The organism is Kribbella sp. NPDC050470, from assembly GCF_044458365.1.
Lineage (GTDB): Bacteria > Actinomycetota > Actinomycetes > Propionibacteriales > Kribbellaceae > Kribbella.
Window position 1 is genome coordinate 90,211 of the sequence record NZ_JBITHV010000003.1, and the last position, 24,451, is coordinate 114,661.

The window sequence follows — 24,451 nt, forward strand, 5'->3', positions numbered from 1 at the left end:
CCGGCACGTGTGCCGGGCTCTGGAAGGAAGAGAGCACCACAATGGCCAAGATCATTCGGAAGCCGAAGAAGAAGATCTGCGGCTTCTGCAAGGACAAGGCGTCGTACGTCGACTACAAGGACACCGCGCTGCTGCGCAAGTTCATCTCGGACCGCGGCAAGATCCGCGCCCGCCGGGTGACCGGGAACTGCGTGCAGCACCAGCGTGACGTGGCCACCGCTATCAAGAACGCTCGTGAGGTGGCACTGCTGCCGTACACGAGCACGGCTCGCTGAGGGAGGTCCGGCACATGAAGCTGATTTTGGCGCAGGAGGTCGAGGGCCTCGGAGCCCCCGGCGACATCGTCGAGGTGAAGGACGGCTACGGCCGTAACTTCCTGGTCCCGCGCGGCCTGGCCATCGGCTGGTCCCGCGGCGCCGAGAAGCAGATCCAGTCGATCAAGCGGGCGCGTGACGCCCGGGCGATCCAGGGCAAGGAGCACGCGAGCGAGGTCAAGAACCAGCTCGAGCAGCTCACCGTCACGCTGGACGTGAAGGCGGGCGAGACCGGCCGGCTGTTCGGCTCGGTCACCCCGGCCGACATCGCCGGCGCGATCAAGTCCGCCGGCGGCCCGCTGGTCGAGAAGCGCGCGATCGCGATCGCGTCGCCGATCAAGACCACCGGCAAGCACCAGGTCTCGGTCCAGCTCCACCCCGAGGTAGCGGCCACCGTCCGCCTCGAGGTAGCAGCTAGCTGACGTACCCCGTTCAAGGCCCGCACTCCCCACCCGGGGAGCTGCGGGCCTTGTTCGTTCCACAAGCCCGCGGCGTGGCTCGACTGCACCGGTGGTGCGGCCTCTCGTTCCGGGGGCTGGGGATGTGGGTGGTCAGCTGGTTTTTGTGGGGGCGGGCCACTGGACTGGGGCGGGGTTTGAGGAGGAGCCCGTGTCTTCCGGCTTGGTGACGCTCGGCCAGCTGACCGGCGCCGGACCACCCTGACCGCTACCACCGGACTCCGGCTTCCCGACCGACGGCCACGGAACCGGCGCAGGATCGTCGTCCGCCACCGCCGACCCCGGAGGCGCGACCATCACCACTACCGCCACCCAACACGCCACCGCGCGCACCACCCGCCGGCCGACCCCAGGAGTCAGCTCGACCGCCGTACCTGTCCGGTAAACCATCGGCGTCACTTCTTCTTGTCCAGGGCGTACAGGACGGAGTTGTGGACGACGATGGCGTGGGCGCCGGCGATGCCCCAGGGGCGTGCGGTGCCGGTGGTCAGCGGGTGGGTGGGCTTGCCGGGCGAGGTGGCGACCAGCTTGCCGGTCAGGTTGCCGTAGACGACGTTGGCGGTGATCGACAGCGGCTGGAAGTCGGGGGCCGGGAAGGTCGCCTTCCGGGTGAAGTCGATCAGGCACTCACCCCAGGCGGCGACCTTGCGCCCGGTGTCCGGGACCCAGTCCCAGTTCTCCACGGTGCCCTCGGAGTCGCCCTGACAGATCGCCACGACCGCTCCGTTGGCGCTCGAGTGCACCACCGGGATCACCACGTTGGCATCCGCGGTCTTCCACAGCACCAGCACGTACCCCGGGCTGGCGGCGAGCACGCGGAGGATGCCCTTGGACCCGGTCGGCGGCTTGGGGTCCACCTCCTGCAGGTCCTTGCCCGGCTGGCTCCAGTAGAGCGGGCCGCCGTACCGAGCCATCAACGCGCGGTCGCCCTCGGCGAGCAGGATGGTCGCCTCGCGGCGCTGGTGCTCGACAGTCTTGAGCTCGCCGCCGGAGACCACGCTGGCCCCGGCGCTGCCCATCTCGATCAGCGGTGACGTGCCGAAGAACTGCACCTTCGCCGAGTCCGGAAGCTCCACCTCCGTGGCCTCAGCGCCGTCGCCGGCCCAGTAGTACAGGGTGTCCGATGTCGCGACCGCGAGGACCACCTTGGAGTCGACGGTGGTGTAGACGGGGTTCTGCGCGTCGTTCGGGACCTTGTCCTGCCACAGCACCTTGCCGTTGCTGTCGAACACCGCGATCTTGTCGTCGGGCGTCAGTACGGCGACCTCCGTGCCGTCCGGCGACACCGCGGGGATCGTGTCCTGGGCGATGTCGACCGTCCAGGACGCGTTGGTCGTGAAGCCGGGCGGCGCCGGCCGGGAGGCGAGCTGGTCCGGCCCGACGCTCGGCTCGGGCAGCGCGGGCAGCTTCGGCGACGTGGTCGGCTTGGCGACGCCGTCGCCCTTGGGCAGCACGGTCAGGTAGAGGACCGTGCCGACGACCAGGCAGCCGGCCACCACGGCGGCGACGATGATCGGCCAGATCGGCTTCTCGGCGCCGCTGCCCTTGCCCTTGCGGGTCTGCTCCTCGACCGCCTCGACCCGGCCGTCCGGGTGGATGATCAGCGGCCAGGAGGCGCCGTCGGACTCGACAGCGGTCGCCTTCACCGGCCGCCCGAGCTGTCCGGCCCGCTCGCTGACGAGCGCGATCGCCGCCTGTCGCGGATCGTGATGGTTGACCGGGTGGCTGCGGCCGGCGATCTTGACCTCGGCGTTGTGGTCGTCGTACAGCCGGATCGTCACCTTGGGCCAGGACGGGACCTTCTCAGCCACGACGACCTCTCATTCCCGCCACCTGACTCCTCACTCGTCCGACTCCGCCACCGTCATCAGTGGTCCAGACCGCTGTACCAGTGAGCCACCACCCGAGTCCCCGGCAAAGTAGACCACTAGCATGTCCACCGCATCAAAGGCAGGCCGGGGAGCCCGGGTCCGCCGATGACGCGAGATCTCGGCTCGACTGACCCCGACAAGGGGGTAGAAACATCCTCGCCTGTGGATGGGTCACGAAAGTACACCCGGAAAGCGAGAGAATACTGTGGGCGACAGCCTGTGACGCACTGCGAGAGGAGGGGGCATGACGCAGAACCCGTGGACTCGGCAGCAATCGCCGACCCCGGGTCCGGAACAGTCGGCTCCAGGTCCCTCGCAGCCTGCGGATCTCTCCCGGCGCGGGCCGTCGGCCCCGCAGCACGGCGTCCCGGCCCCGGCCGAGGACCAGCGGCTGCCGAAGTTCGCCATCCCGGCCGCCGACACGCTGTGGTGGGTCGGTGTGCACGGTGGTGCGGGCGAGACGACCATGTCGCTGCTGCTTCCGGGGACCAGGGCGGCCAACCACCGCTGGCCGATCCCGCCGCCGCCGGTGCCGACACCCGTGATCCTGGTCGCGCGGACCAACGGTTCGGGCCTGCGGGCCGCTCAGCGGGCCGCGATCGAGTGGGCCTCCGGAGTCGTCCAGGGCGTCGCCGTACTCGGCCTGGTGCTGATCGCGGACGCCCCCGGCCGGCTGCCCCGCGTGCTCGACGACTTCGCCGACATCGTCGGCGGTGGCGTGCCGCGGGTGTGGGACATCCCGTGGATCGAGGAGTGGCGCCGAGGGGAGGCACCCACCCCTGACAACACCCCCGACGAGGTTTTCGAAGTCCTTGAATCCATCTACGCTCTTCGCGCGTCAAACCCAGCGGACTATCCCGCCCCGTACTGAAAGGCAACCACCGCAATGATGCTCGTACATCTGGTCTCGGAGGCCGCCAACCTGGTCCCGATGATCGACGACAACCCGCCCGGCATGGACAAGCTCCGGGGCGTCATCAACTGGGTCAAGATCATCGCGTACCTGATCTGCGGTCTGGGGATCATCATCGCCGGCGCCATGATGGCCATCGGCCAGCGCCGTGGTGAGGGTGGCGAGCACGCGGCCCGGCTGGGCTGGGTCCTGGCGGCCTGCATCATCATCGGCTCGGCGACGGCCATCGTCGACCAGCTGAAGTGACCGCGCTCTCCGTCGCCGGAGCCTGATCGGCTGTGGGACTGTTCAGCAGGGACTCCGGCTCCGGTTCCGCGGGAGGCGATGGCGACGGCGACGCGTCCGGCAGCAGCTTCTGGCAGGACAACGGCTTCATCGCCTCGGCGATCATCGTCGGCGCGGTGGTCGTCTGCCTGATCGTGTGGCTGTTCGCCCGCGACCCGGGTACGCCGGCCTCGCAGCCGTCGACGTCGCCGAGTGTGGTCGAGCCGACCGAACAGCCCACCGAGGAACCGTCCGTGCCGCCCGCCACGCCCACGGGCCGACCCACCTCCACCGTGACACCGTCCGGGCCGCCCACGCCCGGTGTCGGTGGCTGCAAGCTCAAGAAACCTGACCAGAGGATCCCGCGGATGGCGCCGTCGGCGGTCACCTGGCAGTTCGAGGCCGACATGCTGATTCCGCTCCAGCAAGAGGGAGGTCCGGCCGTCATGGACCGGACCGGTGTGCGCTCCTGCTTCGCCCACTCGCCGACCGGCGCTGTGCTCGCGGCGATGAACGTGCTCGGCCAGATCCGGAACCCGGACCTGACCGACGAGGTGCTGGCCACCCGGGTGGTGCCCGGTCCGGGCCGGAACCGGGCGATCACCGAGGCCCGGGTGAGTACGACGCCGCGCAACGAGGGCAAGGTCGCGCAGTTCATCGGGTTCAAGGTGTTCGACTACCTGCCGGACCGGGCGGTGCTCCAGATCGCCGTACAGATCGACGAGACGAAGATCGCCTCGCTGCCGGTGACGATGCAGTGGTACCGCAGCGACTGGCGGGCGGTGCTGCAGGAGGACGGCAGCTTCAACGGCGAGACCGCGCCCGACGTGCTGCAGTCCCTGGACGGCTACGTCCGGTTCCGGGGGGCGTGATGATCGTCCTCGGCTGTTCCTGGGCGCCCTGGGACTGGGACGACTGCGTCGAGGAGAAGCTCGGCGACGTCATGGAGGCGGTCATGGGACCGTTCTTCAGGATCATCCTCGAGGTCATCAAGGACGTCGTGGTGGCGGCCGTCGAGGTGGTGCTCGAGGCGGTCGGCTTCCTCTGGGTCTGGATCGACACCCCGGACGTCGGCAACACCGGCGCGGCCGGCTTCATCCAGGTCCACACCAACTACATCCTGGCCGTCGCGGCCAGCATCGCGGTGATCGTCGCGGCGATCCAGATGGCGATTTCGCAGCGCGGTGAGCCGTTGCGCGACATCCTGCGGTCGCTGATCACGATGGTGGTCGTCTCGGCCGCCGGCGCGGCCTTCGCGGCCACCCTGATTCAGGCCGCCGACCAGTTCTCGCAGTGGATCATTCACGAGGCGGTCGGCGCGGACGACTCCGGCTTCGCGAACAAGATCGCCTCGGTGATGCTGGATCCGCTCAAGGATCCCGGCGAGTCGTTCGCGATGGCGCTGATCATCTTCGTCGGCATCCTGATGGTGATCACCGCGATCATCCAGCTCGCCCTGATGGTGGTCCGGTACGGGATGCTCGTCCTGCTGGTCGGCGTGCTCCCGCTGACCGCCGCGGCCACGAACACCGAGATGGGCATGATGTGGTTCAAGCGGGCGCTGGCCTGGCTCGCGGGCTTCATCATCTACAAACCGGTGGCGGCGCTGATCTACGCCACCGCGATCAAGCTGATGGGGAGTCCGGCGGCGCCCGACGGCGCCCCCGACGGCACCTCGCAGACACTCAAGCTCGTGATGGGCGTGACGCTGATGATCCTCGCCTGCGTCGCGCTCCCCGCCATCCTGCGGTTCGTCTCACCGAGGACGTCCTGACATGATCCCGCTCGGGTGTGGTGACGGCTGGTACGAGTGCCTGAAGGCTGCTGTCGAGGTTGTGCTCAAACCAGTTGCGGAAGCGGTGATCAACTTCGTGTTCCAGCCCATTCTCGACATCGTCGCCGAAGCCGTCACGGTGCTGATGGGCACCATCGGCACCTTCTGGGTGTACGTCGACACCCCTGCCGTCGGCGGGGCCAACGGCGCGCCGGCCAACGACACGGTCGGCTGGATCTGGGAGCACACGCAGTACATCGCGCTGTTCGTCGCCGCGATCGGCCTGATCGTCGGCGCCATCCAGATGGCGTGGAGCCACCGTGGTGAGGCGGCCCGGGAGATCCTCCGGTCGCTGATCACCCTGGCCCTCGCGTCCGCGCTGACGATCGGCATCGCGCAGGCGCTGATCGAGGTGGTCGACAAGTTCGCCGACTGCATCGTCACCACGTCGCTCAGCGACTCCGGCGAAGGCTGGCGCTGCGGCATGGGCAACACCGGCGGCGGCGAGAGCTTCGGCGAGGTGATGGGCGCCATGATCGGCCTGTCGCCGGCGGCCGGGCCGCTCGGCATCGGGCTGGCGATCACGATCGGCATCCTGGCGATCATCGCCGGGGTGATCCAGATCGTGCTGATGATCGTCCGCAGCGCGATGCTGATCCTGCTGCTCGGCGTGCTGCCGATCGCGGCCGCGGCGACCAACACCGAGATGGGCCGGACCTGGTTCAAGAAGATCCTGGGCTGGATCCTCGCGTTCATCCTCTACAAATTCGTTGCCGCGATCATCTATGCGACCGCGATCAGACTCACCTCGAACAACGGCCAGGGCCTGAACTTCGAGGACTCCGCCGAACCCGGTGGCACCCAGGTGATGAACATGGTCACCGGCCTCACGCTGCTGATCCTTGCCCTGTTCGCGCTGCCCGCGCTGATGCGCTTCCTGGTGCCGATGGTCGCGGCGACCGCGGGCTCGGCGGGCGCCGGCATGATCGGCGCGAAGATGCTCGGCATGGACAAGCTCGCCGACAAGGCGTCGCAGGGCGCCGACCAAGGCGGCGCCGACGGCAGTGGCGGCAGTGGCCAAGGCCCGAGCGGTGCCCGCAACGTCGGCCGGCCCAGCCAGGCCCAGAGCGGTTCCGGCGGGGGCGGCGGCGGAGGTGGAGCCACTGGTGGTGCCGGCGGCGGTGGCGGTGGAGGCGCCGCCGCAGGTGGCGGCGGTGGTGGCGGTGCTGCTGCAGCCGGTGGTGGCGGAGGCGCTGCTGCCGCGGGTGGTGGCGGTGCTGCTGCGGGCGGTGGTGCTGCGGCTGCAGGTGGTGGCGCTGCGGCGGCCGGTGGTGCCGTGGCCGCTCCGGTAGCTGCTGCGGTGGTCGCGTTCCAGAAGGCCAAGGAAGCGTCCGAGACGGTCGCATCCGAGGTCCTGGACGACGACTCCACAGGCGGTGGCGGTGGCGGCGGAGGAGGCGGCGGTGGTGGCGGTGGCCCGTCGGGCAGCGGCGGCTCACAACGTGACCTGAGCCGCGAGCGCGATCGCGACCGCGCACAGCAGCAGCAAGACACCCGTTGGCGGGACGACCAGGCCCGCCGCGACGCTCAACGAGACTCGGACGGACCACGTGGCAGCGGCTGACAACGTACGAAGCGCCCCGCGCACCTACGGCAACTGGAGGCAGCCCGTCTCGGCGGGTATCGCCGGCCTGGGCACGCTCGGCACCGCCCTGATGATGGGCGGCCTGCTGATGACGGTGTTCGCCATGATGTCCGGCGGACCCGAGGCCGCGATCGTGACGATGGTGATCGTCGGCATCTGCCTGCTGATGCTGATGACCAAGGACAAGCACGGGCTGTCCACCCTGCAACGGCTCTCGACGCGTATTGGATGGCAACGAGCGACCATGGCGAAGCACAACATCTACCGTTCGGGTCCACTCGGCCGGACCGCGTGGGGCAAGTTCCAGCTCCCCGGCCTGGTCGCCGCGTCCCAGCTGAGCGAGTACCAGGACTCGTACGGCCGGCCCTTCGCGCTCCTGTACTACCCGAGCACCCGGCACTTCACCGTCGTCATCAACGCGGAGCCCGACGGCGCCTCGCTGGTCGACGAGGAGCAGGTGGACGTGTGGGTCGCCCACTGGGGCCAGTGGCTGGCCTCGCTCGGCCACGAGCCGGGCATCGTCGCTGCCTCGGTGACCGTCGAGAGCGCGCCCGACACCGGCATCCGGCTGCGTCGCGAGGTCAGCAACAACATGCTGGACGGCACGCCGGCCATCGCCCGGGCGATGCTGACCGAGGTCGTGCAGTCCTACCCGGAAGGCTCCGCGCTCATCTCGGCCCGTGTCGCGCTGACCTTCAAGGGCACCGACCGGAGCGGCAAGCGCCGCAAGGAAGACGACATGGGTCGCGAGCTCGCGTCCCGGCTGCCCGCGCTCACCCAGAGCCTCAACGCGACCGGGGCGGGTGCTGCCCGGCCGGTCACCGCGCAGGAGCTGTGCGAGACCGTGCGGATCGCCTACGACCCGGCCGCCGCCGTACTGATCGACGAGGCCCGCGGTCAGGGGATGGCGCCGGAGCTGCAGTGGACCGATGTCGGTCCGGCCGGTGCACAGGCGTTCTGGGACAAGTACCGGCACGACTCCGCGTGGTCGGTGACCTGGCAGATGACCCAGGCGCCGCGTGGTGAGGTGTTCTCCTCGGTGCTGTCCCAGCTGGTCGCACCGCACTCCGACATCGACCGCAAGCGCGTCACCCTGCTCTACCGTCCGCTGGACGCGGCCACCGCGGCCCGGATGGTGGAGGCCGACAAGCGCAACGCGTCCTTCCGTGCGACCACGTCGAACCGTCCGACGGCCCGGACGATGGCCGAGGCGCGGGCGGCGGACCGCACCGCGCAGGAGGAGGCCCGGGGTGCCGGTCTGGTGAACTTCGGCATGGTCGTCACCGGCACGGTGATGACGGCCGAGCAGATCCCGGACATGATCGCGGCCATCGACAACCTGGGCGCGACTGCGCGCATCCTGCTCCGGCCGGCGTACGGCTCGCAGGACTCCGCGTTCGTGGCCGCGCTGCCGCTCGGCGTCGTACTGCACAGCCACCTGTCCATCCCGGCCGGCATCCGGGAATCGCTCTGACCGCTGGGGAGTCATCGTGAGCAAGACCGAGAAGCAGCCGGCCGACCCCAAACGGCGCGGCAAGCGGCCGATGCCGCGGGGCTGGCCCGGGATGGGCGGCGGCTACTCGACGTACGTCCAGGCCCCGGCCGAGTGGCGCGGTACGACGGTCCAGGTCTGCGGACTGTGGCCGTTCTCGGCCGGCACCGGCAGCCCGATGGTCGGCGTGCCGATCGGCCGGAACATCCTGTCCGGCGCGACCATGTGCTGCGACCCGATCAGCTGGTTCATGCGGGCGAAGCTGATCTCGAACCCGTCCATGTTCGTGCTCGGCAAACCCGGTCTGGGCAAGTCGACGATCACCCGGCGGATGGCGCTCGGCCTGGCCGGGTACGGCATCCAGCCGCTGGTGCTCGGTGACCTGAAGCCCGACTACAAGGACCTGATCGAGGCCCTCGGCGGCCAGGTCATCCAGCTCGGCCGCGGCCGCGGGCACCTGAACGTGCTCGACCCGGGCGAGTCCCGGCAGGCCGCGCTCCGGCTCACCGGCAAGGCCCGGGAGGCGATCCAGGCGGACGCGCACGGCCGCCGCCAGACGATGGTGTCGGCGCTGATCTCGATCATGCGCTCGGCCCCGCCGACGGACCGCGAGGAGACCATCATCGACGAGGCCCTCAAGGTCCTCGACGAGCGACACCAAGGTACGCCGCTGCTGCGCGACCTCCTGAAGGTCATCCAGGACGCTCCGGACCAGGTCCGCAACGTGGCGCTGGACCGCGGCAGCCTGGACCGGTACCGGCAGATCACCGAAGGACTCGAGGCCTCGCTGATCGGTCTGGTCGGTGGTGGCCGGCTCGGCGAGATCTTCTCCGAGCAGACCGACAACCCGATGCAGATGGACCGCCCGGTCGTCTTCGACGTGTCGAACATCGACGACTCCGAGACCAGCCTGCAGGCCGCCGTACTGCTGGCCTGCTGGTCGTACGGGTTCGGTGCGGTCGCGGTGTCGCAGGCGCTCGCGGACGCCGGCCTGGAGCCGCGGCGGCACTACTTCGTCATCCTCGACGAGCTGTGGCGGGTGCTGCGGGCCGGGCGCGGCCTGGTCGACCGGGTCGACGCGCTGACCCGGCTGAACCGGCAGCGCGGTGTCGGGATGGCGATGATCTCGCACACCATGTCCGACCTGCTCGCGCTCGAGCACCCCGAGGACCGGATGAAGGCGAAGGGCTTCGTCGAGCGGTCCGGCATGGTCATCTGCGGCGGTCTGCCGCGGGCCGAGATGGAGAACCTGACCGAGGTCGTGCCGATGTCCGAGGAGGAGCAGAACATGCTCATCGGCTGGCAGGACCCGCCGGCGTGGGACCCGGCCACCGGCCAGGAGGCGGCGCCGCCCGGCCGGGGCAACTTCCTGGTCAAGGTCGGTGGCCGCCCGGGCATCCCGGTGCACGTCGGCCTCACCTCGGTCGAGCGCGAGATCAACGACACCAACAAGCTGTGGAAGACAGGTGCCGACGGCAACCCGATGAAGGTCGAGGTGGCCGACGACGGCTCGGAGGAGGTCGTCGAGCAGTACAACCTCGACGACCCGACGATGTTGCCGCCACCCGACCCGACCACCCGGCTGGTCGCGCCGCCACCCGACCCGGCCACCCGGCTGGTCGCCCGAACGGGAGTTGACGAGTAATGGCGCAAGGCAGGAAGAGCACCGGTCCCGGCGGGCTGTCGGTCGAGTCGGTCCTGGTCTTCATCGGCATCGGACTGTTCGTCCTGGTCGTCGGCGGCATCTGGGGCGCGCTCAAGGCCGCGGCCGCGATCAACGACACCCGCGCGGTGCCGGGCCCGATCGGCGCGCTGGCCGACCTGATCAACGGCCGGATCCGCTGGTCCGGCGCGGCCACCGGGGTGCTCATCCTCGAGCTCGTCGCGCTCGGCCTGATCGCCGGCACCGTCTGGTTCCTGCTCCGGCGCCGGCAGGTCAGCGTCGGCCGGGTCGACAAGCAGGCGTTCCTGATGTCGAAGCGGTCGGAGATCTTCAAGATCACCCGGGAGGGTGCGCAGGGGATCGCCAACCGGCTCGGCGCCGGGCATGCCGGCCCGGGCGTCCTGATCGGCCGCACCGTCCGGGACAACCTTGAGGTGTTCGGGTCCTGGGAGGACATGCACGTCGACATCTGGGGGCCCCGAACCGGTAAGACGACGTCCCGCGCCGTACCGGCGATCCTGGACGCGCCCGGCGCGGTGATCGCCACCTCGAACAAGCGCGACATCGTCGACGCCACCCGGGGACCGCGGCTGGAGAAGGGCCCGGTCTGGGTGTTCGACCCCCAGGAGGTCTGCGAGGAGCCGCCGAACTGGTGGTGGAACCCGCTCACCTACATCACCGACGAGACCAAGGCCCGCGAGCTCGCCGAGCACTTCGTCGCCTCGCAGCGCAAGGACCGGAACGCCCAGACCGACGCGTTCTTCGACGCCGCCGGCACCGACCTGCTGGCCGGCCTGCTGCTCGCGGCCGCGGTCGCGAAGCGCCCGATCACGCAGGTCTACAGCTGGCTCGCGGACCAGCGCAACGACGAGCCGGAGCGGATCCTGCGCAACACCCCCGGGCTGCACCTGTCCGCCGACGCACTCGCCGGCGTCATCAACGCGCCGGACAAGCAGCGTGCCGGTGTCTATGGCACGGCGCAGCAGAGCGCCCAGTTCCTGATCAACCGCAAGGTGACCCGATGGGTCATCCCGCAAGGCTCGAACGACACCCGCCCGCAGTTCAACCCGCACGAGTTCGTCCGCCAGGGCGGCACGCTGTACAGCCTGTCCAAGGAAGGCGCCGGTACGGCGGGACCGCTGGTCACCGCGTTGACCGTTGCGGTCGTCGAGGCGGCCGAGGAGTACGCCAAGGGCAACCCGATGGGCCGGATGCCGAACCCGCTGGTCGGCGTCCTGGACGAGGCGGCGAACGTGTGCCGGTGGAAGAACCTGCCCGACCTCTACAGCCACTTCGGCTCCCGCGGCATCGTGCTGATGACGATCCTGCAGTCCTGGCCGCAGGGCGTGGAGTGCTGGGGTCCGGAGGGGATGGAGAAACTCTGGTCCGCGGCGAACGTCCGGGTGTACGGCGGTGGCGCGTCGGACGCGAACTTCCTCGAGAAGCTGAGCAAGCTGATCGGCGACTACGACATCATTTCCAGCTCGGTCTCGTACAACAAGGGTGAGCGCGGCACCAGCCGGCAGACCCAGCGGCACAACATCCTCGAGGTGTCCGACCTGGCCTCGATGCCGCCCGGCCGGGCCATCGTCTTCCCGTCCGGCATCCCGGCGACCATGGTGAAGACCGTGCCGTGGTTCACCCGGCCGGACGCCGGCGCGGTGAAGGCGTCGCTGGCGAAGTACGATCCGGGTGCCGCGACCGGCGGATCGTCGCAGGGCGGGGCGAACCCGTGGGTGACGGCCGGCCCGCAGCAGTCCGGACCGCCCCCGCTGCCGACGGGCGTCCCGGTCTGGGAGCAGCAGAGTGAGGAGCAGCGTCGTGGATGGTGAAGCGCAGGAACTCTTCTACCCGCATGTCGCGGCCTTCGTCGAGGACCGGCTGATCTACCTCTACGCGCGGCGGATCGGGCAGCAGTACGTCTGGTGCCCGGAGTGGTACCGGCACGCCGAGGCGCTGAGCCGGCTGGACTCGATCTGGCGGGCCTGGGAACACCTGCGCCTCGACCCGGCCACCGGGATGTCGGTCTGGTGGCGCGACCACGCGGACCCGCACATGATGGCGCTGCTGGACCCGGACGGTCCGTTCGCGGCCTGCCGGGGCGCGCACACCGACTACCCGATCCCGCCGCTCCCGGTGGAGGAGCCGCCGGCCGGCCTGTTCTTCGACCAACGCCAACCCAACCTGCGCGGCATCTAGTGTGGCGCTGGGGCAACCTGCTGCTTGCCTTCCTGGTCGAGCTGGTTGCCCTTGGCATCTTCGCCTGGTGGGGCTGGACAGCTTCCGGTACGACGGTCGTCCGGCTGCTGCTCGCGATCGGTCTACCCGCGGTGACCGCAGTCGTGTGGGGACTCTTCGCCGCACCCACGGCGACGCGCACGACACCCGTCGTACGGGCCATTGTGAAGGTCGTCGTCTTCGGTCTGGCCGGTGCTGCGCTGTGGAGCCTCGGCCATCCGGTGTGGGCGGTGGCCTTCGTCGTGGTGGTCGCGGCGAACCTGGTGGTCATCCACGTCCAGGGGCTCACACCGGACTAGTCGTCGCCCAGGCCGATGTTGCGGAGCTCTCCTGGGCGGCGGTCCTTGCGCTTGTCGTGCTTCGGCTTGCGGCGTTCGAACTTGCTAGCGACCGGCGGCTCGGACGGTCTGCGGGCGGCTTCCTCGGCCGGTGGTTGCCCGGGTTGCTGGGCGGCGTCGTTCCGGCGATCGCGCGCGTCAGCGTCGTACTCGTCCGCGCGAGCCCGGTCGTACCTCGCCTCCCGCTCCTCGCGGCCGGCGGCTCGCTCGTACCGGCGACCGGCGGCTGCGGTGGCGTCCGCTCCGGGCTCGTCGGGCCGGGCCGCGGCCTCGTCGAGCAGGTGGCGGCCGTGGGCCCGGTCGCTGAGGCCCTGCTGGTACTTGCCGACGGCGTCGGTGCGGAGCCGGTCGGCCTTGGCCTCGTCGGCGTACGCGAGCCTTAGCGCCTGGTGGGTCTCCAGCCGGGCGTCCTCCTCGGCTTCCCGGCGGACCCGGTGCAGCTCCTGCTGGTCCTTCGCGGCGAGCTCGAACGTTTCCTCGTCGTCGCGGAGATCCTCCTCGAGCTCCTCCTCCTCGCGAAGTTCCTCGAGCTCCTCGTCGCGGGCGTCGTCCGTGTCGGCCATGCCGCTCCTTTCCTCCCGCCACACCATGCCGCACCGGAAGGGTCAGCGGATAGCCCCAGTCACCAGCCAGGCGTCGCTACGCTCCCGGGTGACCAGAGTGAGCAGACGAAGCAGCATGAAGCCGCCGAACGCCCACCACAAGGCGACGACACCACCGTCGAACCACAGCACACTCAGCGCCAGCGGCACGTACAGCACGAGCGCGATCACACCTGCCACCGCCAGGTACGGCCCGTCGCCTGCACCGATCAGTACGCCGTCCAGCACGAACACCACACCGTTCACCGGTTGCCAGAGCGCCGCGACGACCAGTACGGCGGCCAACGTACTCCGCACCTCTGGATCGGCGGTGAACCACGGAACGTAGACGTCCCGTAGCCCCCACAGGGCCAGTCCGCCGAGCACTCCGGAGAACAGGCCCCACCACATCATCCGGCGCGTGATCGCGCGCGTCCCGGCGACGTCACCGGCGCCCAGCGCGCGGCCGGTCAACGCCTGTGCGGCGATGGCGATCGCGTCGAGCGCGAGAGCCAGGAACGACCACAGTGTGAAGGCGACTTGGTGTGCGGCGACGGACGTCGTACCTAGCGCGGTGGCGACGAACGTGAGCAGGATGATGGCCACCCGCAACGTCAAGGTGCGGACGATCAGCGGCACGCCCATCTGGGCCGACGCGAGGATGCCGGGGCGGTCCGGTCGCAGCTTGGCGCCGTCCCGTCTGGCGCCCTTGACGACGACCACGACCAGCGCGACTCCGGCGGCTGTCTGGGCGAGCGCCGTACCGAGTGCGGAGCCGGCAATGTCCAGGTCGAGGCCGTAGACGAGCAGGAAGTTCAGGCCGATGTTGAGCAGGTTCGCGCTGATCGCGACGATCATGGGGGTCTTGGTGTCCTGCAGGCCCCGCAGTACGCCGGTGGCCGCGAGCAACAGCAGCATCGACGGGATGCCGAAGCAGGAGATGCGCAGGTAGACGACTGCATGGTCCGCGACGTCCGGCGACGGGTCGAAGGCAGCAATGGCGGCTGGCGCGAAGACCAGCCCAGCCACGGCCAGTACGACGCCCAGCAGCAACGCCAGCCACAGTCCGTCGATGCCCTGGGCCAGCGCACCGCGGTGGTCGCCGGCGCCGATCCGCCGGGCGACGGCCGACGTCGTGCCGTAGGCAAGGAAGACGCAGACGCCGACCAGCGTCTGCAGGATTGTCCCGGCGATCCCGAGTGCTGCGAGTTGCGGCGTACCGAGGTGGCCGACGATGGCCGAGTCGGCCAGGAGCATCAGCGGCTCCGAGACCAGCGCGAAGAACGCCGGGACGGCAAGCCGCAGGATCTCCCGGTCCTGCTCACCGAGCAGGCGTCGCAGCCCGGACCTCACCGTTCCGGGTGGCCTGTCATGAGCATGACGCTCATTGTGCCTGACTCGGGCTGTGCACAGGCCACCGGACCCGGGAGTCCGGAAGAAGGTGCGGAAGTTTTTCTTCTCCACAGTTGTGCATTGGTGAAACCGCAGGTCAGGGCCCGGTTGCGGAGCGTTGTCCCCAGATATCCACAGGATTGTGCCCAACCTGTGCACACCTGCTCCCGGGGTTTCCCACAACTCGTCCACAGGGGGTGTGGACGACGAACTACCACCCTGTGACCTGACCGGCGTACGGTCGCGTGACTGACGCCGTCCGGGTGACGGGAATTGTCGGCGGCCCGGCTTATGATTCGATCAGGTGTTCGATTCGAGCCGGTTGTTCGTGGTGCGGGTCAGCCGGTCGGGTGGCGGACGAGGAGGTCGGGCGAAGTGAGCGTGGCGGAGTTCCGCGGGGGACCGGGCGGCGGCCAGGAAGAGCGCAACCCGGAGATGGGCTTCGACCGCACGCCGCCGCAGGACCTGGCGGCCGAGCAGTGCGTGCTCGGCGCGATGATGCTGAGCAAGGACGCGATCGCCGACGTCATCGAGACGTTGCGCAGCACGGACTTCTACCGCCCGGCGCACGAGGTCGTCTTCGACGCCGTCACCGACCTGTATGCGCGGGGTGAGCCCGCCGACGCGATCACGGTCGCGGCCGAGCTGAACCGCCGGGGCGAGATGGCCCGGATCGGCGGCGCGCCGTACGTGCACACCCTGGTCGCCTCGGTCCCGCTGGCGGCGAACGCCGGCTACTACGCGCACATCGTCCGGGAGAAGGCGATCCTGCGCCGGCTGGTCGAGGCCGGCACCAAGATCGTCCAGCTCGGGTATGCCGGTGAGGGTGAGGTCGACGACGTCGTCGACGAGGCCCAGGCCGAGATCTACTCGGTCACCGAGAAGCGCACCGCCGAGGACTACGCGCCGCTGAAGGACATCATGGAGGGCGCCCTCGACGAGATCGAGGCGATCGACTCCCGCGGTGACGCGATGGTCGGGGTGCCGACCGGGTTCACCGATCTCGACGAGCTGACCAACGGCCTGCACCCCGGGCAGATGATCATCGTCGCGGCCCGGCCCGCGATGGGGAAGGCGCTCGCCCTCGACACCCCGCTGCCGACGCCGACCGGCTGGACCACGATGGCCGAGATCGCCGTCGGGGACCAGCTGCTCGACGCCGACGGGTCGCCGACCACCGTGGTCGCGGCGACCGAGGTGATGCTGGACCGGCCGTGCTTCCGGCTGTCCTTCTCCGACGGCTCCACGATCGTCGCCGACGCCGAGCACCAGTGGCGCGTCGAGGACGGCGGCCGCCCGGTGGTCTGCACGACCGCCGACCTGCACACGGCGATGTCCGCGAGTCCCGGGCTGACACCGCCGATTCCCGGGTCGGCGCCGCGTCAGATCACCGGGCACGGCTTCCCGGCCGCGCTGGCCGGCGAAGGTGAGCGCCGGATCGAGTGGATCGACCCGGTCGACAGCGTCCCGGTGCGCTGCGTCGAGGTGGACAACGCCGACCACCTGTACCTGGCCGGCAAGACGATGATCCCGACCCACAACTCCACCCTCGGGCTGGACTTCGCCCGTTCGGCCTCGATCAAGCACGGCCTGACCTCGTGCATCTTCTCGCTGGAGATGAGCCGCAACGAGATCACCATGCGACTGCTCTCGGCCGAGGCGAAGGTGCCGCTGCACCACATGCGCAACGGCAAGATGACCGACGAGGACTGGGCCCGGCTGGCCCGCAAGATGGGCGAGGTCTCCGAGGCCCCGCTGTTCATCGACGACTCGCCGAACCTCACCATGATGGAGATCCGCGCCAAGGCCCGCCGCCTCAAGCAGCGCCACGACCTCCGCCTGATCGTCATCGACTACCTCCAGCTGATGACGTCCGGCAAGAAGGTCGAGTCCCGCCAGCTCGAAGTCTCCGAGTTCTCCCGCTCCATCAAACTCCTCGCCAAAGAGCTGGAGCTCCCCGTAGTAGCCATCTGCCAGCTCAACCGAGGCTCCGAACAACGCTCCGACAAACGCCCCATGGCCTCCGACCTCCGCGAATCGGGCTGCCTGACTGCGGACACCCGGCTGCTGCGCGCGGACACCGGCGCCGAGATCTCCCTCGGCGAGCTACTGGCCACGGACGCACGCGACGTCCCGGTCTGGTCGCTGGACGATCGCCTCAAACTGGTGCCCCGGACGCTGACGCACGCCTTCCCCAGCGGCGTGAAGGAGGTCCTCCGGCTGAAGCTCGCGTCCGGCCGGGAGATCAAGGCGACCGCAAACCACCCCTTCCTCACGTACGACGGATGGAAGCCACTCGGTGAGCTGAGCCCTGGGGCCCGGCTGGGGTCGCTTCGACACGTGCCGGCGCCACTGGACGTCGCACCCTGGGACGAGGATGAAGTCACGCTCCTCGCCCACCTGCTCGGTGACGGCTCATTCGTCAAGCGTCAGCCGATCCGCTACGCGAGTATCGACGAGGCCAACCTGACAGCCGTCGCCGAGGCCGCCCACCGGCGCTTCGGGATCACCGGGATCCGCGACGACTACGCCGCTGCCCGGGTGATCAGCTTGCGACTCCCGGCGCCGTACCGGCTCGCCCGCGGCAGGCGGAACCCGATCGCCGCCTGGCTCGACGGCCTCGGCCTCTTCGGCCTGCGCAGTCACGAGAAGTTCGTCCCGGCCGGCGTTTTCACCCTGCCGAAGGACCAGCTCGGCCGCTTCATCCACCACCTGTGGGCAACCGACGGCTCCGTCCGCTGGGACGCGAAGGCCGGCCAGGCCCGCATCTACTACGCCTCCACCAGCCGCCGCCTGGTCGACGACCTCGCCCGCCTTCTGCTCCGCCACAACATCTTCAGCCGGATCAAGACAGTCAAGAAGGCCGGCTACCGCGATAGCTACCACCTGCGCATCTACGGCGCCGAGAACCAGTTGCGCTTCTGCGACGAGATCGGTGTCCACGGCCTGCGCGGACTCAAGGTCCTTGAGGTCGCTGCAGCTCTGCGGGACATCAAGAGCAACACCAACCTCGACACGGTCCCCAAGGAGGTCTGGACGCGCGTCCGCGAGGTGCTCGCCGACCGGAAGGTCAGCCACCGCGAGTTCGCGGCGGCCATGGGAACGCAGTTCTCCGGCTCGACGATGTGGAAACATGCCCCGAGCCGCCAGCGTCTCGCCAAGGTCGCCGACATCCTCGACCACGCCGACCTCGACGTTCTCGCCACGAACGACATCTTCTGGGACACCATCACCTCGATCGAGTCCCTCGGCGATCAGCCGGTGTACGACGCCACCGTCCTAGGCACCCACAACTTCGTCGCCGAAGGCATTGCCACCCACAACAGCCTGGAGCAGGACGCCGACGTCGTGATCCTCCTGCACCGCGAGGACGCCTACGAACGCGAGTCCACCCGCCCAGGCGAAGCAGACTTCATCGTCGCCAAGCACCGTAACGGGCCGACCGCCGACGTAGTCGTCGCCTTCCAGGGCCACTACTCCCGCTTCGTCGACATGGCCCACGACGGCTGATCAGGGCTGCTGCCACCGCTTGGCTGAGATGGATTCTTGGGCTAGGAGGCGGAGGGAGGAGATCAGGGTTTCGCCGAGGATGGTGCCGATGACTACTGACTCGGCCAGTTGGTCGCGGGTGGGGTTGGTGGAGACGGCGGCGATCTCCAGTTCGGTGAAGCCTTCGACGGCTTCGGCGTAGGCGTCGAGGAAGCTGACCAGGTTGTCCTGGCCGAGGGTGCGCAGGGCGGCCACGGTTTCGATCAAGGTGGCCAGGGCGGGGGCCGTGGACTCGACGGACCAGCCGCGCCGGGCGATCAGGTCGGTGACCTGGGCGGCCGCGGCGGTGCGGGCCTCGTCCGTGGCGGCCGGCTTGCGGGTGGGGGTGAGGGCCCGATGTGCCCGGCCGATCTGTTCGTGCAGCGGTACGGCGTCGGAGTCGAGCGCCACGAGGATCTCCTTCACCTGTGCCACCGGGACCTGAGCCAACTCGACCAGCGCCCGGATCAACCGCAGTCGGCGCAGGTGCGCCTCGTCGTACGACGCCTGGTTCGGGCTGCTCAGCTCACCCTGCGGCAGCAGTCCCTCACGCAGGTAGTACTTGATCGTCGGCACCGGCACGCCGGCGGCCCGGCTGAGTTCCCCGATTCGCATCTCGCTTGCCTTCCTCGCGGTTGTGATGGATAGTAGCAGTATCCATAAACGGATAGCGCGACTATCCATAGTCAGGAGGTGACCGGATGATCCCCCTCGTCCTGGTACTGACCACGCTGCTGTTCCGGGCGCTGGGTGCGTTCGGAGTACGGCGATTCGCGAGCTGGCCGGTCAGTGCGGCGCACGGGATGGCCGTGATGCTGCTCTTCACCGCCAGCGCGCACTTCGTGCCGGCGAGCGTGACGGTGATGCCGAACCACGCCGACCTCGCCCGGATGGTGCCGCCGTTCCTGCCGTTCGCGGACGGTCTGGTCTACCTGACCGGCGTCCTGGAGCTCGCCGGTGCGGCCGGGCTGGTGCTGACCGCGACCCGTTGGCCGGCCGCGGTCGGGCTGGCGACGCTGTACGTGACGTTGCTCCCGGCAAACATCTACGCCGCGACCGCGGACGTCGCGTTCGCCGGTGAGCCCGCGACCCCGCTGTGGCAGCGCATCCCGGAACAGGTCCTCTACATCGCGGTGGCGCTGTGGGTCGCCTCGAAGTCGAGCAGCGCCCCGGCGCGCCAACTCCTCAACCAAACCAAGAAAGAGAAAGTGCACTCATGACGGAAGCTTCGCGGATCATCGCCGGAGCGATCCTGCTCACCATCGTGACCATCCAGTTCGGTGGCTACTTCATGACCAAGATCGTCCGCGGCCAGGTGCCGATGACGGACTTCCAGAAGTCGTTCGCCCGGGCCGGTCACGCCCACGCCGGCGTGCTGGTGATCCTCAGCCTGGTCTGCCTGCTGTACGTCGACCAGACCGGGCTGACCGGGGTCCTGCTCTGGGTGGCGCGGCTGGCGATCCCGGTCGCCGCGATCCTGATGTCGGGCGGCTTCTTCGCCTCGTCGGCGGGCAAGGGCCGCATGCAGCCGAATCAGTTCCTCTGGGTCCTCTGGCTCGGCGCCGCGTCCCTCGCCGTCGGCGTCCTGACGCTGGGGATCGGCCTCATCACCGCCTGAACGATCGCTGGAGTCGCTCGCCCACCTGGGCGATCGCCTCCGCGGTCTCCAGGGGTGCCTCGACCACGGTGAAGTCGGCGCCGAGGGCAACCACCGCCGCGACGTACTGGATCAGGAGTTGTGGTGACTCAGCCGTCAACCGCACGACGCACGAGTCGGACCCGTCGTCCTCGACGGTGCCGGGCAGCCACCATCCGTAGAAGTTCCGCTTGAACTCGTCGGCCGGCAGCCGCACCCGCAGGGCCGCCGAGTGCCGGTACGACGCCGTCGCGAACGACTGCACCAGGTACGACGCGGCGTCGTCCGCCGGCAGATCCCGTGGCGTGAAGTGGTGCCGACCGGGCCGCACCGTGCTGATCCGATCGACTCGGAACGTCCGCCAGTCCGATCGATCCGGGTCGTACGCGAGCAGGTACCACTGCCCGTGCACCGCCACCAACTGATGCGGTTCCACGCGACGCCAGCTGGTCGCACCCGATCGGGATTCGTAGTCAAAGGCAACGATCTCCGAGTCCCGGCAGCACGAGGCCAGCGACGCCAGCAACTGTGCGTCGATCCGGGGCAGGCCGAGGTGCGGCGCGACCGACGACTCGCCGAGCGCTGCGACCTGCGGGCGCAGCCGGGCCGGCAGCACCTGTTCGAGTTTGGCCAGCGCACTCATCGCGCTGTCCTCGATCCCGTCGATCCCGGTCACGGTCGCGAGCCCGGCCGCCACCGCGATCACTTCCTCGGCGTCCAGGATCAGGGGTGGCATGTTCCGCCCCGAGGTCAGCCGGTAGCCGCCCGCCGTCCCCGTCGTCCCCCGCACCGGGTAGTCGAGGGACCGCAGCCGCTCGACGTCGCGGCGCACGGTCCGCTCGGTCACGCCGAGGCGCTCGGCCAGTTCGCGGCCGGACCATTCGCGGCGGCTCTGCAGCAAGGACAGCAACTGCAGCAGTCGGCCAGGCATGTTCATATCACCCAGCATGCCCTTGCGGACAAGATCTGTCCGCAAGCGCTCCTAGCGTGGGCACCATGATGTTGACAAAGGAATCGAACGAATACGACGAGGCGCGACTCGGTTTCCAGCGCTTCGACCCGCACGAGCCGGACGCGATCTTCCCGGTCACCAGCGCGGCGGAGGTCCAGGAAGCCGTCAAGTACGCCGCTGACCACGGCCACCGCATCTCCGTCCAGGCCTCCGGTCACGGACTGACGCGCGGCAGCAACGGCGTACTCATCGCCACCCGCGACTTCAACGGTGTGCAAGTCGATCCCGCGGCGAAGACCGCCTGGGTCGAGGCCGGCGCGACGTGGCGGCAGGTGATCGACGCGGCCGCGCCTTACGGACTCGCCCCGCTGTCGGGCAGCTTCCCCGGCGTCGGCGCGATCTCGTACACGCTCGGCGGCGGCGTCGGCCTGATGGCCCGCCGCCACGGCTTCGCGGCCGATCACGTACGGCGGATCGAGGTGGTCACCGCGGACGGCGTACGACGGAACGCGGAAGACGACCCCGAGCTGTTCTGGGCGCTGCGCGGCGGTGGCGGCAACTTCGGCGTGGTCACCGGCATCGAGATCGAGCTCTTCGACGTGCCGACCCTGTACGGCGGCAGCCTGTCCGTCGACCTCGCGGAGAACCCGGCCATCCTGGAGACCTGGCGCGAGTGGACCCGCACGGTGCCCGACGAGGTGACGTCAGCCGTTGCGTTGGTGCCGTTCCCGGACATCCCGCCGGTGCCGGCTCCGCTGCGCGGCAAGCACATCGCGCAGATCCAGGTCGCGATCCTCGGCGATCGAGGGCCTGAGCAGATCGAACCGCTGCGACACGACACCGTGCTCGACACGGTCGGCGAGCTGCCCTACGTCGAGTCCGGCAAGATCTTCGCCGAACCCGAACGCCCGGACAGCTACAGCTCGCGCAACGTCCTGCTCAGCGACCTCGACCCGGACGCGCTCGCGATCCTTCCCAAGCACACCACCGTTGTCGCTGCCATCCGGCACCTCGGCGGCGCACTCGGCCGGCCGCCGGCCGTCCCGAACGCGGTCGGTCACCGCGCGGCGTCGTACTCGCTGACCGTGCTCTCACCAGGCCAGGGCGACATGGCCGGCCTGCACCGGGAGATCCTCGAGCCGTGGACCGCCGCGACGATCGGCCGATCGCTCAACTTCAGCTTCGGTCCGCTGACTCCCGACGAGGTTCGCCAGGCCTTCGACCCGCGCGACATCGACCGGCTCCTCGAGCTCAAAGACCGGTACGACCCCGATCAGCGCCTGGCCGCGAACCATCAGCTCACCGCGCCGCGGTGACGTCGATCTCGACGAGCTGGCCGGGGAAGCCGAGCTGGGCGACGCCGAGCAGCGTGCTGGCCGAGGTGAAGGCGAGCGCGAGCGGTGAGGCGTTGAGCTGCGTCCACACCGCCGCGAGGTCGTCGCGGACCGGGCTGGCGACGTAGATGACCGTGCGTACGACGTCGTCCGGGGTGGCGCCGGCGGACTCGAGCGCGACGAGGATGTTGCGGATGACCTGGTCGGTCTGGCCCTCGAGCCCGCCCTCGGCGAGGTCGCCGGAGGGATCCAGCGGGCACTGGCCGGCGAGGTAGATGAGGGTGTCGGCCTGGACCTTCGTGATGTGGTGGTAGCCGGGGGTCGGGTGCAGCTTGTCCGGGTTGGCGCGCTCGATCGTCACCCAGCCGAGCAAACGCGACACCCGGCCCGCGGTCAACGGGATTTAGCCGGTGAAGCGCCGTACGTAGCGCTTCTGCCAGGGGGTCTCGACGGCGTGCCGGTCGTAGTTCCGCCGGACGAACTCGACGGCTTGCTCAGCGGGGATCCCGTCCAGGACGGCGAGGCAGGCGAGCGCCGTACCGGTTCGGCCGCGGCCGCCGCCGCAGGCGAACTCGACCCGCTCGGAGCCGGCTCGCTCCAGGGCGTCGGCGAAGACCCGGCGGGCTTCGGCGCGGTCGGCGGGCAGCCGGAAGTCGGGCCAGCGCAACCAGTGCGAGTCCCACGAGACTTCCGGAGGCCGCTTGCCCAGGAGATAGACGCCGTACGACGGCAATGGTCCTGCCGGCAGGCCGTTGCGCAGACCGCGTCCGCGCACCGTCAGGCCCGACGGCAGGACCATCACACCGGTTGCCTTCTCGTCCCAGGTCGTCACCTGGTCAGCCTATTCAGGCGCTGAGCCGCTCCTCGGTCGAGGTGGAGAAGAGGTGCAGCTTGTCCGGGTTCGGGGCGAGGTGCACGATCGTGCCCTTGTCGTTGTGCAGGCGGGTGCCGATCCGGGCGATGATCTGCTGGTTCGTGGTGTGCTCGGCGGTGCCGTAGAGGAAGGCGTCCGAGCCGAGCTCCTCGATCACCGCGACCTTCACCGGCAGGCCCTGGTCGGCGAGGCTGAACGCCTCCGGCCGGATGCCGAGCGTCAGCGTCTTGTCGTCCCCGGCCTTCGCGAGCAGCTTGCGCTCGATCGGGACCACGAAGTCGCCGATCTTGGCGCCGCCGTCGACGATCTCGGCCTCGATCAGGTTCATCGCGGGCGAGCCGATGAAACCGGCCACGAACTTGTTCTTCGGCCGGTCGTAGAGGTTCAGCGGGGTGTCGACCTGCTGCAGGACGCCGTCCTTCAGTACGGCGACCCGGTCGCCCATCGTCATGGCCTCGACCTGGTCGTGGGTGACGTAGACGGTGGTGACGCCCAGCCGGTGCTGGAGCTCGGCGATCTGGGTGCGGGTCTGGACCCGGAGCTTGGCGTCGAGGTTCGACAGCGGCTCGTCCATCAGGAAGACCTGCGGGTTGCGGACGATCGCGCGGCCCATCGCGACCCGCTGACGCTGACCACCGGACAGGGCCTTCGGCTTGCGGTCGAGGTACTCCTCGAGGCCGAGCAGCTTGGCGGCTTCGAGAACCCGCTTCGCCCGCTCCTCCTTGTGGATGCCCTGCATCTTGAGCGCGAAGCCCATGTTGTCGCCGACCGTCATATGCGGGTAGAGCGCGTAGTTCTGGAACACCATCGCGATGTCGCGGTCCTTCGGCGGGCTGTTGGTCACCTCGCGGTCGCCGATGTAGATGGAACCCTCGTTGACCTCCTCGAGGCCGGCCAGCATCCGCAGCGCGGTCGACTTGCCCGACCCCGACGGTCCGACCAGCACCATGAACTCGCCGTCCTGGATGTCCAGGTCGAGCTTGTCCACAGCGGGGAGGTCGGTGCCCGGGTAGACCCGGCTGGCTCCCTTGAACGAGACAGTTGCCATGTTGCGCTTCCTTCCTTCGCCGGCAGGAACGTGCCGGACGGTCCGTAGCAAAGGCCCCCAGGCGTGTGGGTGTCTTGCTTCGGTGATGTATCACCAAAGCATCTGTTCCAACGATTGAGCCGGCAGATCCATTCCC

Annotated in this window: 24 protein-coding genes; 15 read left to right on the top strand and 9 right to left on the bottom strand. The window is 69.4% G+C overall.

Going from position 1 to position 24,451, the window contains the following annotated elements; genetic code table 11:
• The first annotated feature begins 41 nt into the window (after positions 1-41).
• Positions 42-275, top strand: coding sequence for a 30S ribosomal protein S18 (gene rpsR, locus ACIBGM_RS08810; protein WP_360513964.1), 234 nt, complete (start codon positions 42-44; stop codon positions 273-275).
• 14 nt (positions 276-289) lie between these two features.
• Positions 290-736: a 50S ribosomal protein L9 gene (gene rplI / locus ACIBGM_RS08815; protein ID WP_360513968.1), complete on the top strand. Its 447-nt coding sequence runs from the start codon at positions 290-292 to the stop codon at positions 734-736.
• A 431-nt stretch (positions 737-1,167) separates the two neighbouring features.
• Here rplI and ACIBGM_RS08820 read toward each other — a convergent pair whose 3' ends face one another.
• The gene (locus tag ACIBGM_RS08820; RefSeq protein ID WP_360513971.1) at positions 1,168-2,583 is read right to left on the bottom strand and encodes a hypothetical protein; all 1,416 of its coding nucleotides are present in this window, start codon (positions 2,581-2,583) and stop codon (positions 1,168-1,170) included.
• Positions 2,584-2,887: 304 nt separating this feature from the next.
• Between ACIBGM_RS08820 and ACIBGM_RS08825 the strand changes: the two genes are divergently transcribed.
• The 10 genes from ACIBGM_RS08825 to ACIBGM_RS08870 are packed head-to-tail and all read left to right on the top strand — an operon-like array spanning position 2,888 to position 12,931.
• Positions 2,888-3,514, top strand: a complete 627-nt coding sequence (locus ACIBGM_RS08825; RefSeq protein ID WP_360513974.1) for a DUF6668 family protein — start codon at positions 2,888-2,890, stop codon at positions 3,512-3,514.
• Positions 3,515-3,532: 18 nt separating this feature from the next.
• A complete protein-coding gene (locus ACIBGM_RS08830; protein WP_360513977.1) occupies positions 3,533-3,802 on the top strand; it encodes a conjugal transfer protein TrbC in 270 nt (89 codons plus the stop codon).
• A 32-nt stretch (positions 3,803-3,834) separates the two neighbouring features.
• Entirely contained in the window at positions 3,835-4,692 is an 858-nt protein-coding gene (locus tag ACIBGM_RS08835) for a hypothetical protein (protein WP_396384964.1), read from the top strand.
• Positions 4,692-5,594, top strand: a complete 903-nt coding sequence (locus ACIBGM_RS08840; protein WP_360513983.1) for a type IV secretion system protein — start codon at positions 4,692-4,694, stop codon at positions 5,592-5,594. Before ACIBGM_RS08835 ends, ACIBGM_RS08840 begins: the two co-directional genes overlap by 1 nt.
• A 1-nt stretch (position 5,595) precedes the next feature.
• On the top strand, positions 5,596-7,218 hold the full coding sequence (locus ACIBGM_RS08845) for a type IV secretion system protein (RefSeq protein WP_360513985.1): 1,623 nt from the start codon (positions 5,596-5,598) through the stop codon (positions 7,216-7,218).
• A complete protein-coding gene (locus ACIBGM_RS08850) occupies positions 7,205-8,713 on the top strand; it encodes an SCO6880 family protein (protein WP_396384965.1) in 1,509 nt (502 codons plus the stop codon). The genes ACIBGM_RS08845 and ACIBGM_RS08850 overlap by 14 nt, the downstream gene beginning before the upstream one ends.
• 16 nt (positions 8,714-8,729) lie before the next feature.
• A complete protein-coding gene (locus tag ACIBGM_RS08855; protein WP_396384966.1) occupies positions 8,730-10,376 on the top strand; it encodes an ATP/GTP-binding protein in 1,647 nt (548 codons plus the stop codon).
• The gene (locus tag ACIBGM_RS08860; protein WP_396384967.1) at positions 10,376-12,226 is read left to right on the top strand and encodes a type IV secretory system conjugative DNA transfer family protein; all 1,851 of its coding nucleotides are present in this window, start codon (positions 10,376-10,378) and stop codon (positions 12,224-12,226) included. The genes ACIBGM_RS08855 and ACIBGM_RS08860 overlap by 1 nt, the downstream gene beginning before the upstream one ends.
• Positions 12,216-12,593: a DUF4913 domain-containing protein gene (locus tag ACIBGM_RS08865; RefSeq protein WP_360513997.1), complete on the top strand. Its 378-nt coding sequence runs from the start codon at positions 12,216-12,218 to the stop codon at positions 12,591-12,593. The genes ACIBGM_RS08860 and ACIBGM_RS08865 overlap by 11 nt, the downstream gene beginning before the upstream one ends.
• Positions 12,593-12,931 carry a YrdB family protein gene (locus ACIBGM_RS08870; protein WP_396384968.1) on the top strand — a complete coding sequence of 113 codons (339 nt, stop codon included), beginning with the start codon at positions 12,593-12,595 and terminating at the stop codon, positions 12,929-12,931. Before ACIBGM_RS08865 ends, ACIBGM_RS08870 begins: the two co-directional genes overlap by 1 nt.
• On the opposite strand, the gene ACIBGM_RS08875 is transcribed toward ACIBGM_RS08870, so the two are convergent.
• Positions 12,928-13,533 (bottom strand): hypothetical protein, encoded by a 606-nt coding sequence (locus ACIBGM_RS08875; RefSeq protein WP_396384969.1) that lies wholly within the window; start codon positions 13,531-13,533, stop codon positions 12,928-12,930. The genes ACIBGM_RS08870 and ACIBGM_RS08875 overlap by 4 nt on opposite strands.
• Before the next feature lie 42 nt (positions 13,534-13,575).
• Complete coding sequence (locus ACIBGM_RS08880; RefSeq protein WP_396384970.1) at positions 13,576-14,904, bottom strand: MATE family efflux transporter; 1,329 nt, start codon at positions 14,902-14,904, stop codon at positions 13,576-13,578.
• A gap of 474 nt (positions 14,905-15,378) precedes the next feature.
• Here ACIBGM_RS08880 and ACIBGM_RS08885 point away from each other — a divergent pair, with 474 nt between their 5' ends.
• Positions 15,379-18,453, top strand: a complete 3,075-nt coding sequence (locus ACIBGM_RS08885; RefSeq protein ID WP_396385384.1) for a replicative DNA helicase — start codon at positions 15,379-15,381, stop codon at positions 18,451-18,453.
• Here ACIBGM_RS08885 and ACIBGM_RS08890 read toward each other — a convergent pair whose 3' ends face one another.
• Together ACIBGM_RS08890 and ACIBGM_RS08895 are read right to left on the bottom strand one after the other, a co-directional pair.
• On the bottom strand, positions 18,454-19,086 hold the full coding sequence (locus ACIBGM_RS08890; protein WP_360514009.1) for a MerR family transcriptional regulator: 633 nt from the start codon (positions 19,084-19,086) through the stop codon (positions 18,454-18,456).
• Between the two features lie 430 nt (positions 19,087-19,516).
• Entirely contained in the window at positions 19,517-19,579 is a 63-nt protein-coding gene (locus ACIBGM_RS08895) for a hypothetical protein (RefSeq protein WP_360515102.1), read from the bottom strand.
• A 108-nt stretch (positions 19,580-19,687) separates the two neighbouring features.
• Here ACIBGM_RS08895 and ACIBGM_RS08900 point away from each other — a divergent pair, with 108 nt between their 5' ends.
• Positions 19,688-20,089, top strand: a complete 402-nt coding sequence (locus ACIBGM_RS08900; RefSeq protein ID WP_396384971.1) for a hypothetical protein — start codon at positions 19,688-19,690, stop codon at positions 20,087-20,089.
• Here the strand turns inward: ACIBGM_RS08900 and ACIBGM_RS08905 are convergent.
• Positions 20,079-21,044, bottom strand: a complete 966-nt coding sequence (locus ACIBGM_RS08905) for a helix-turn-helix transcriptional regulator (protein ID WP_396384972.1) — start codon at positions 21,042-21,044, stop codon at positions 20,079-20,081. The two genes, ACIBGM_RS08900 and ACIBGM_RS08905, sit on opposite strands and share 11 nt — an antisense overlap.
• Before the next feature lie 59 nt (positions 21,045-21,103).
• Between ACIBGM_RS08905 and ACIBGM_RS08910 the strand changes: the two genes are divergently transcribed.
• Positions 21,104-22,375, top strand: coding sequence for an FAD-binding oxidoreductase (locus tag ACIBGM_RS08910; protein WP_396384973.1), 1,272 nt, complete (start codon positions 21,104-21,106; stop codon positions 22,373-22,375).
• Here ACIBGM_RS08910 and ACIBGM_RS08915 read toward each other — a convergent pair.
• From ACIBGM_RS08915 to ACIBGM_RS08925, 3 genes are read right to left on the bottom strand one after another with little or no spacing between them, the layout of a single operon-like run.
• Positions 22,359-22,754 (bottom strand): RidA family protein, encoded by a 396-nt coding sequence (locus tag ACIBGM_RS08915; RefSeq protein WP_396384974.1) that lies wholly within the window; start codon positions 22,752-22,754, stop codon positions 22,359-22,361. The two genes, ACIBGM_RS08910 and ACIBGM_RS08915, sit on opposite strands and share 17 nt — an antisense overlap.
• A gap of 42 nt (positions 22,755-22,796) precedes the next feature.
• A complete protein-coding gene (locus ACIBGM_RS08920) occupies positions 22,797-23,225 on the bottom strand; it encodes a protein-tyrosine phosphatase family protein (protein WP_396384975.1) in 429 nt (142 codons plus the stop codon).
• Between the two features lie 13 nt (positions 23,226-23,238).
• Entirely contained in the window at positions 23,239-24,315 is a 1,077-nt protein-coding gene (locus ACIBGM_RS08925; protein WP_360514028.1) for a sn-glycerol-3-phosphate ABC transporter ATP-binding protein UgpC, read from the bottom strand.
• Between the last annotated feature and the right edge of the window lie 136 nt (positions 24,316-24,451).

Coding starts and splice junctions, on each gene's coding strand:
- rplI (WP_360513968.1), top strand. CDS start 290: ATGAAGCTGATTTTGGCGCAGGAGGTCGAGGGCCTCGGAGCCCCCGGC.
- ACIBGM_RS08925 (WP_360514028.1), bottom strand. CDS start 24,315: ATGGCAACTGTCTCGTTCAAGGGAGCCAGCCGGGTCTACCCGGGCACC.
- ACIBGM_RS08890 (WP_360514009.1), bottom strand. CDS start 19,086: ATGCGAATCGGGGAACTCAGCCGGGCCGCCGGCGTGCCGGTGCCGACG.
- ACIBGM_RS08845 (WP_360513985.1), top strand. CDS start 5,596: ATGATCCCGCTCGGGTGTGGTGACGGCTGGTACGAGTGCCTGAAGGCT.
- ACIBGM_RS08885 (WP_396385384.1), top strand. CDS start 15,379: ATGGGCTTCGACCGCACGCCGCCGCAGGACCTGGCGGCCGAGCAGTGC.
- ACIBGM_RS08900 (WP_396384971.1), top strand. CDS start 19,688: ATGACGGAAGCTTCGCGGATCATCGCCGGAGCGATCCTGCTCACCATC.
- ACIBGM_RS08910 (WP_396384973.1), top strand. CDS start 21,104: ATGATGTTGACAAAGGAATCGAACGAATACGACGAGGCGCGACTCGGT.
- ACIBGM_RS08875 (WP_396384969.1), bottom strand. CDS start 13,533: ATGGCCGACACGGACGACGCCCGCGACGAGGAGCTCGAGGAACTTCGC.
- ACIBGM_RS08905 (WP_396384972.1), bottom strand. CDS start 21,044: ATGAACATGCCTGGCCGACTGCTGCAGTTGCTGTCCTTGCTGCAGAGC.
- ACIBGM_RS08825 (WP_360513974.1), top strand. CDS start 2,888: ATGACGCAGAACCCGTGGACTCGGCAGCAATCGCCGACCCCGGGTCCG.
- ACIBGM_RS08860 (WP_396384967.1), top strand. CDS start 10,376: ATGGCGCAAGGCAGGAAGAGCACCGGTCCCGGCGGGCTGTCGGTCGAG.
- ACIBGM_RS08830 (WP_360513977.1), top strand. CDS start 3,533: ATGCTCGTACATCTGGTCTCGGAGGCCGCCAACCTGGTCCCGATGATC.
- ACIBGM_RS08840 (WP_360513983.1), top strand. CDS start 4,692: ATGATCGTCCTCGGCTGTTCCTGGGCGCCCTGGGACTGGGACGACTGC.
- rpsR (WP_360513964.1), top strand. CDS start 42: ATGGCCAAGATCATTCGGAAGCCGAAGAAGAAGATCTGCGGCTTCTGC.